The organism is Nocardia sp. NPDC055053, from assembly GCF_053608285.1.
Genome location: NZ_JBSGVD010000037.1, coordinates 62,279 through 69,370 on the forward strand (window position 1 = coordinate 62,279; position 7,092 = coordinate 69,370).

Here is a 7,092-nt window from a genome sequence, read left to right on the forward strand (position 1 = left end):
CTGCCACCAGAGTTGCGTCGGCGGCTGACAGTGATCAGATTGGCAAGTTTGCTCGTACCCGGTGAGTTACCCATGTCCTCACGGTGTTGTCAGTTGTTCGGGCGGGCTACAGCACTCTATTGATCCAGCGCTCCGGGTCATCTACCTCGTCGAGCCGGGGCAGAGTCTCCGCGTTGGTCCACACCGTGTTGAACTCCGTGACCCCGACCCGCTCGACCACCGCGTCGACGAACTTCTTCCCCCGCACATACTGCGCGACCTTCGCATCCACCCCGAGCAGCGCACGCAGCAACCGCTGGATCGGATTGGTCGGCTTCTTCCTGCGCTGGTCGAAAGCGGAGCGGATGTCGGCGACGGTCGGCACGACGGCCGGTCCGACGGCGTCCATCACGTGGTCGGCGTGGCCTTCTAGCAGCGTGCCGAGCATGAGCAGCCGGTCGAGGGCCTCACGCTGCGGTGGAGCCTGGGCGGCGCGCAGCAGGCCGACGACCCCGCGGCTGTTGGGGTCGTCGGCGGTGTCACCGTTGCGCCGCGACCGCACCTCGGCGATCAGCCTGCTGAGCATCTCGCTCATCGGTTCCTCGCCGACCTCGCTGAGGATGTCGACATTGGTGCGCATGTAGTCGGACAGCCACGGCGCCGAGGAGAACTGCACCCGGTGGGTCACCTCGTGCAGGCAGACCCACAGCCGGAAATCGGACGGGTCGACGCCGAGCGCCAGCTCGACGCTGAGGATATTGGGCGCCACCAGCAGCAACGTGCCGTCTTCGCCGGTGAACGGGTCGTACTGACCGAGGATCGCGGTGGACAGGAACGCCAGCATGGTCCCGGCTTGCAGCCCGGCGGGCTTCCCGACGAATCTGCCGACCGGGGTGGTGGTGTCGGTGCCGGTGAGCACGGCCATCGAGTCGGCGGCGGCGGCGATCCAGCCCGGCCGGTCGACGATCCTGGCCTCGGGCACCGGCCGGTCGTCGAGCAGTCCGCTGACCTCACGCACCGGCCCTTCGGCCCGCACCGAGGCGGTGGCGAGCTCGGCGACGACCTGTTCGGCGGTCTGCCGCGAGGTGCGCGGCCCGGCGGGCGCCAGCACCGCGCCGGTGCGCGCGGCGAGCCGCCAGTCGACGGCACCGCTGAATCCGGAGGTCGTTCGCCCGGTCTTGTCGTCGGTCATCGCCACCCGCTCTCAGGAGCATCCGCAGTTGCGCAGGGTGCCCGCGACCGCGTCGAGCGCGGGCCTGCTGACCTCCGGCAGTCGGTCGTTGGACATCAGCGCGAAGGTCAGTACCCGTCCGTCACGGTCGAGCACATACCCGACCAACGCGCTCGCGACGCTCAGAGTTCCGGTCTTGGCACGCACCCAGCCCGCGCCCGACCGGTTCTGGGTGACGAAGCGCGGCGCCAGCGTCCCGGTGCCGCCCGCGACCGGCAGGTCGTCCAGCAGCGGCGCGAGAGCCGCTGCGCGCGGATCGTTTTCGGGCCTGGCCTGGGTGCCCGCCACCGTAGAATCACCGCTCGGCTTGGCCGCCGTCGCGATGATCGAGTCGAGCAGCCGCGGCGGCACCCGGTCGTCGACCGAGAGCCCGCTGTTGTCGGCGAGATGCAGCCCGGCGACGTCGAATCCCGCGGTGGTCAGTGCCGCGGTCGTCGCCGCGACCGCCCCGGCGAAGGAGGCTTCGCGCCCGGTCGCCACCGCCAGTTCCCGGCCGATCGTCTCGGCGAGCACATTGTCGGAGTGGATCATCATGTCGTGCAGCCGAACTCGCAGCGGCGCCGATTCCACCTTCGCTATCTCGGCGCCGTTGCGCGCGGCCGGACCGACCCGCACCGCGGCGAGGTCGACACCGAGTTCGGCGGCCAGCGCGCGCCCGGCCTCCAGCGCGGGGGTGGAGGTGCGCGGCGAGTAGTCGGCCGACGGATCGAACCGGCCGCCGTCGAGCATGATCGGCTCGATCGGGGTGATCGAGCCCTCCGGGATGTCGATCGGGTCCCAGCCGGCGGCCATGGTCGGCCCGGTGTAGGCGGAGGTGTCGACGACGATCGCGGTCACCTGCCTGCCGGACGCCTTGACCTGCGCGGCCAGATCCGCGATCCGGGCGCCGTCGGTGTAGTAGCCGCCGTCGGCCCTGGTGGTCAGCGTCGGATCACCGCCGGCGACGAGCACCAGCTCCCCCGGCGCACCGGCGAGCACCCTGGTCGGCACCCGCTGATCGTCGGGCAGCGTGAGCAGCGCGGCGGCGACCAGCATGACCTTGGCCGTCGAGGACGGAATCATCGCCTTGGCGGGATCCTGGCTCCACAGCACCGTCCCGCTGGTCGGATCGGTCACCTGACCGGCGAAACTGCCCAGGTCGGGACTGCCGACCACCGGCGCGAGCGCGGCGGCGATCCCGGCCGCCGTCGGCGCGGGCGCGTCCGACCTGGCCGGCGTCACCTGCGCGGCGGCCGCCTGGCCCCGCGGCGGCTCGGCGACCGTCAGCCCCCCGTGCCGGAATTCCGGTGACCACGGTTTCGCGATCGCCGCGAACCCGCCCGCGATCACCAGCACCGCGACAACCACCGCGGACAGCCAGATCCACAGCGACGATCGCCCGCCCCGCGATCCCGTCCCCTCGGCGTTTCGATCGATCACGACCGTCGGCGCTTCGCTGCCATAGGGCGGATGACCCGTTCCGCGCTGATCCATCAGGCCACCCGGCCGGCCGGAATCTCGAACCTTGACATCAACGCCTCACCGATCCTCGACTGTCTCGCCCGACGCGCTTCGACTGCGCGCTGAGCCGCCTGCCGCACCGGTGTTCCAGCACACCACACTATCCTCGTTGCGCAACGGTTCCCCAGAACGATCTGGCGAGTCGGCAGACCGCACTCGAACGAGCAAGGAGATGGCGTGGAGTTCGACGTCACCATCGAGATCCCCAAGGGTTCTCGGAACAAGTACGAGGTCGATCACGAGAGCGGCCGGGTCAAGCTCGACCGGTACCTGTACACCTCCATGGGCTACCCGGCCGACTACGGCTTCATCGAGAACACCCTCGGCGAGGACGGCGATCCGCTGGACGCGCTGGTGCTGCTGCCCGAGTCGGTGTTCCCCGGCGTCATCGTCGAGGCCCGCCCGGTCGGCGTGTACCGGATGACCGACGAGGCAGGCGGCGACGACAAGGTGCTGTGTGTGCCCGCGGGCGACCCCCGCTGGGATCACATCCAGGACCTGGCCGACGTCTCGGAGTTCGAGCTGTCCGCGATCAAGCACTTCTTCGAGCGCTACAAGGACCTCGAGCCGGGCAAGTTCGTCCAGGGTTCGGAGTGGCTGGACCGCGCCGAGGCCGAGAAGATCATCGACGAGTCCTTCGCCCGCCTGAAGGAATCCGGCCACTGAGCTGACAGTGCACGAAAAACGGGAAGTCCGAACCAGCTTCGGGCTTCCCGTTTTCGTTGCGGTGGATCAGTACCAGATGTAGAGATCCCAGCCGTCCCAGGCTTCGGTGCACTCCCAGTAATAGCCGCCGGTGTAAGGCGACTCGCCGTCGGCACGACAGGCGGTCAGCGTGGCGTAGGTGCCGTAGTACGTGCCGGCCGGGCCGGCGGCGGCATTGCCGGCGGCGACCGTCGACACCCCGGCGACGGTCGCGACAGCCAGCAGTCCGGCGGCGATGGTGGATTTGATGCGCATGTCGTGTGCTCCTCTGTGCTCGTTTCGACGTCTTGAACGGTATGGGCACGCAAACCTCGAAACAGCCACCCCTAGGGGGACTTTCAGCCCCACCATGGGCACTTCACCTTCCCCACCCCGGAATTCGACGACAAAGGCGGCAGCGCGACGTCTCGTCGCACTGCCGCCACTGTCGTTGCGGCTCAGCCGATCAGGCCGGGGGCACTGAGGCCCCTTCGGCGGCCTTCGCGTCACCGGCCGCCTGGATTCCGCCCTGCATCCGCAGCGGAACCTCCTTCCAGAACAGCACAAGGAGCAGCGCGAGCAGCGCCACCGCGGTGCCGACCAGGAACACCGTCGACATCGAGTCGGCGAAACCGACCTGGAACGGCTTGGCCAGTGCCGGATCCAGCTGCTGGATGATCGAGCTGTCCTGCAGCACCGCGCCGGCGGCCGACGTGTCGTGCGCCAGCAGGCCCTTGGCCAGTGCGGCGTCGGCCGGGTTCGCGCTCTGCGCACCGGCGACAACGGCCTGCTGATAGGCGGGATCGGCGGCCGACTGCTGCAGCTGCTCGGTGATGTTCGGGGTGAGCAGCGAGAACAGGATCGACAGGAAGACCGCGGCGCCGAGGGTGCCGCCGATCTGCCGGAAGAAGGTGGCCGACGCGGTGGACACGCCCATGTCCTTGGGCGGCAGCGCGTTCTGCAGCGCCAGCGTCAGCGGCTGCATCAGGTTGCCGAGGCCGAAGCCGGTCAGCGCCATGAAGATCATCGCCAGCCACAGCGGGCTGTCGGCGTCGAGCAGGTGCAGCAGGAAAAGCCCGAGTGTCAGCGTGGCCGCGCCGATCACCGGATACACCCGGTAGCGACCGGTTTTCGAGATCAACCGGCCCGACACGATCGAGCCGATCATCAGCCCGAGCACCATCGGCAGCATCTGCAGCCCCGCCTCGGTGGGGCCCGCGCCCCGCACGACCTGCAGGTACTGCGGCAGCAACAGCATGCCGCCGAACATCGCGGCGCCGACGACGAACGAGATCACCACGCCCAGCGCGAACGTCCCGTTCGAGAAGATGCGCAGCGGGATCAGCGCGGCGTCGCCCATGTACTTCTCGACCGCGACGAAGCCGGCGAGGCCGAGCACGCCGATGACATAACAGAGCACCGATCCGGTACTGCCCCAGCCCCATTCACGCCCCTGCTCGGCGACGATCAGCAGCGGAACCAACCCGACCGCGAGGACGAACGCGCCGGCCAAGTCGATGCGATGGGTGGCGTGCGGCTTGCGCGGCAGGTGCAGCACCCTGGTCACCACGACCAGCGCGAGCAGGCCGAGCGGCACGTTCACCAGGAACACCCAGCGCCAGCCGGTGATGCCGAGAATGGTGTCCTGCCCGGCGAGCAGCCCGCCCAGCACCGGCCCGAGCACGCTCGAAATACCGAACACGGCAAGGAAATAGCCCTGGTAGCGGGCGCGTTCCCGCGGGCCGATGATGTCGCCCATGATGGCCAGCGCCAGCGACATCAACCCGCCCGCGCCCAGCCCCTGGAACGCGCGGAAGGCCGCCAGCTGATACATCGAGGTGGCCAGCGTGCACAGCAGCGACCCGATGATGAACAGCCCGATCGCGGTGAGGAAGAACGGCTTACGGCCGAACATGTCCGAGAGCTTGCCGTAGAGCGGGGTGCTGATCGTGGCGGTGATGAGGTAGGCCGTCGTCGCCCAGGCCTGCAGCGAATAGCCGTGCAGGTCGTCGGCGATGGTGCGGATGGAGGTCGACACGATCGTCTGATCGAGCGAGGCCAGCAGCATGCCGAGCATGAGGCCGGACAGGATGGTCAGGATCTGGCGGTGGGTGAAACCGGCGGGTGATTCCACCGGGGCCGCGGTTGTCGTCACGAATCGTTCTCCATCGCGGTAGCGCTCAGTGCGGGCGGGCGGGTCAGCAGGTTCGGGCGGGCCGCGTCGTAGTCGTCGACGAAGCGCGCCAGCAGCGCGGCGAAGGTCGCGCGGTCGGCGCTGGACCAGTCCTCGGTGACGATGGCGACGGACTCCCGGCGCCGCGACCGGATCCGCTCGGCGGTCTCACGGCCGTAGTCGGTCACCTGCAGGACGGTGGCGCGGCCGTCGTCGGGATCGGCGGCGCGCACCACCAGTCCCCGTTCGACCAGCTGCGCGACCTGCCTGCTCACCGTCGACGCGTCCGAGTGCACCGCGTCGGCGAGGGCGCCCGAGCGCATCGGCCCGTCGCAGACCAGCCGGAACAGTGCGACGAAGCCCGCCGGGTCGATACCGGAGCGGTCCTTGATCTGGGCCAGCGTCCGGTCGCGCAGGCGGTGCAGCCGGACGAGCTGGAGCGCGATCGAGTCGATCGCGGGCTCGTTCTCAGTCACTAGGGATTCACCTTTACTTGCATCAATCAATTAGTTGTGTGATGCAAGTATGTAGACAGAACGGTCGCCGGGGCAACCGTTTGAACTGCCTTTACTCGCCCTTGAACTCCGGAGCGCGCTTCTGGAACACCGCGGTGATCGCCTCGGTGAGGTCCTTCGACGGCAGGAACGCCGCGTTCCACGTCGACACGTAGCGCAGACCGTCGGCCACCGCCGGGGCGGTCCGGTGCTCGAGCACGTCCTTGATGCCCTGCACCACCAGCGGCGGGTTGTCGGCGATCTCACGGGCCATCGCGTGCGCGGCGGCGACCACGGCCTCCTGATCGGCGAACACCTCGTTGACCAGGCCCATCCGCTCGGCGCGGGCCGCGTCGATGTCCTTGGCGGTGAACGCCAGCTCGCGCAGGTTGCCCTCGCCGATGATGCCGGGCAGGCGCTGCAGCGAACCGATGTCGGCGACGATCGCCACCTTCGCCTCACGCAGGCTGAACTGGGCGTCCTCGCTGGCCAGGCGGATATCGGCGGCGGCGATCAGGTCGAGGCCACCACCGATGCACCAGCCCGAGACCGCGGCGATCACCGGCTTGGTGCACTCGGCGACCGCGGTCACCGAGTCCTGCATGCCGCGGACGACCTTGAGGAACTCGGTGCGCGGCGCGGCTTTCGCGTCGTCGGCCAGCACGGGGGCGAGCATGCCACCCATCGCCGCCAGGTCGAGCCCGAACGAGAAGTGCTTGCCCGCGCCGGTGAGCACCACAGCGCGCACCTGCGGGTCGGCGTCGAGCTCGCGGAAGATCTCCGGCAGCTCGCGCCAGAAATCGGGTCCCATCGCATTGCCCTTACCCGGCCCGGTCAGCGTGACCTGGGCAACGTGGTCGGCGATCTCGACGGTGAAGGCCTGCCAATCAGTCATGGGCTGATTATTGCCCCACGGCCAACAACGCCAGCCCGCACCCCCGACCTCGAGGAGGGGCCGCCGCGTCAGCGGCGGTTCGCGGCCGTCCCGTCGGTCAGGCGCCGTTGCGTAGGCGACGAAGGAGCAAGCAACG

Annotated in this window: 7 protein-coding genes; 1 reads left to right on the plus strand and 6 read right to left on the minus strand. The window is 69.2% G+C overall.

The genetic code is table 11. The features are described from left to right. Window positions 1-106: 106 nt before the first annotated feature. Window positions 107-1,171, minus strand: coding sequence for a zinc-dependent metalloprotease (locus ACWF82_RS28645; protein WP_452506145.1), 1,065 nt, complete (start codon window positions 1,169-1,171; stop codon window positions 107-109). Window positions 1,172-1,183: 12 nt separating this feature from the next. Beyond that, entirely contained in the window at window positions 1,184-2,683 is a 1,500-nt protein-coding gene (gene dacB / locus ACWF82_RS28650) for a D-alanyl-D-alanine carboxypeptidase/D-alanyl-D-alanine endopeptidase (protein ID WP_452506147.1), read from the minus strand. A 204-nt stretch (window positions 2,684-2,887) separates the two neighbouring features. On the opposite strand from dacB, the gene ACWF82_RS28655 reads away from it, so the two are divergent. Then, complete coding sequence (locus ACWF82_RS28655; protein ID WP_189029611.1) at window positions 2,888-3,376, plus strand: inorganic diphosphatase; 489 nt, start codon at window positions 2,888-2,890, stop codon at window positions 3,374-3,376. Between the two features lie 66 nt (window positions 3,377-3,442). Here the strand turns inward: ACWF82_RS28655 and ACWF82_RS28660 are convergent, their stop codons facing one another. The 4 genes from ACWF82_RS28660 to ACWF82_RS28675 all read right to left on the minus strand — a co-directional run bounded on the left by ACWF82_RS28660 (window position 3,443) and on the right by ACWF82_RS28675 (window position 6,956). Beyond that, complete coding sequence (locus ACWF82_RS28660) at window positions 3,443-3,670, minus strand: hypothetical protein (RefSeq protein ID WP_189029609.1); 228 nt, start codon at window positions 3,668-3,670, stop codon at window positions 3,443-3,445. A 190-nt stretch (window positions 3,671-3,860) separates the two neighbouring features. Further along, window positions 3,861-5,549 (minus strand): DHA2 family efflux MFS transporter permease subunit, encoded by a 1,689-nt coding sequence (locus ACWF82_RS28665; RefSeq protein WP_452506149.1) that lies wholly within the window; start codon window positions 5,547-5,549, stop codon window positions 3,861-3,863. After that, window positions 5,546-6,043 (minus strand): MarR family winged helix-turn-helix transcriptional regulator, encoded by a 498-nt coding sequence (locus tag ACWF82_RS28670; RefSeq protein WP_452506151.1) that lies wholly within the window; start codon window positions 6,041-6,043, stop codon window positions 5,546-5,548. Before ACWF82_RS28670 ends, ACWF82_RS28665 begins: the two co-directional genes overlap by 4 nt. A 91-nt stretch (window positions 6,044-6,134) precedes the next feature. Then, window positions 6,135-6,956 (minus strand): crotonase/enoyl-CoA hydratase family protein, encoded by an 822-nt coding sequence (locus ACWF82_RS28675; protein ID WP_452506153.1) that lies wholly within the window; start codon window positions 6,954-6,956, stop codon window positions 6,135-6,137. Window positions 6,957-7,092 lie beyond the last annotated feature (136 nt).

Bases quoted from the DNA above. Each gene is read 5' to 3' on its own strand.
- ACWF82_RS28645 (WP_452506145.1), bottom strand. From the start codon at position 1,171: ATGACCGACGACAAGACCGGGCGAACGACCTCCGGATTCAGCGGTGCC.
- dacB (WP_452506147.1), bottom strand. From the start codon at position 2,683: ATGGATCAGCGCGGAACGGGTCATCCGCCCTATGGCAGCGAAGCGCCG.
- ACWF82_RS28675 (WP_452506153.1), bottom strand. From the start codon at position 6,956: ATGACTGATTGGCAGGCCTTCACCGTCGAGATCGCCGACCACGTTGCC.
- ACWF82_RS28660 (WP_189029609.1), bottom strand. From the start codon at position 3,670: ATGCGCATCAAATCCACCATCGCCGCCGGACTGCTGGCTGTCGCGACC.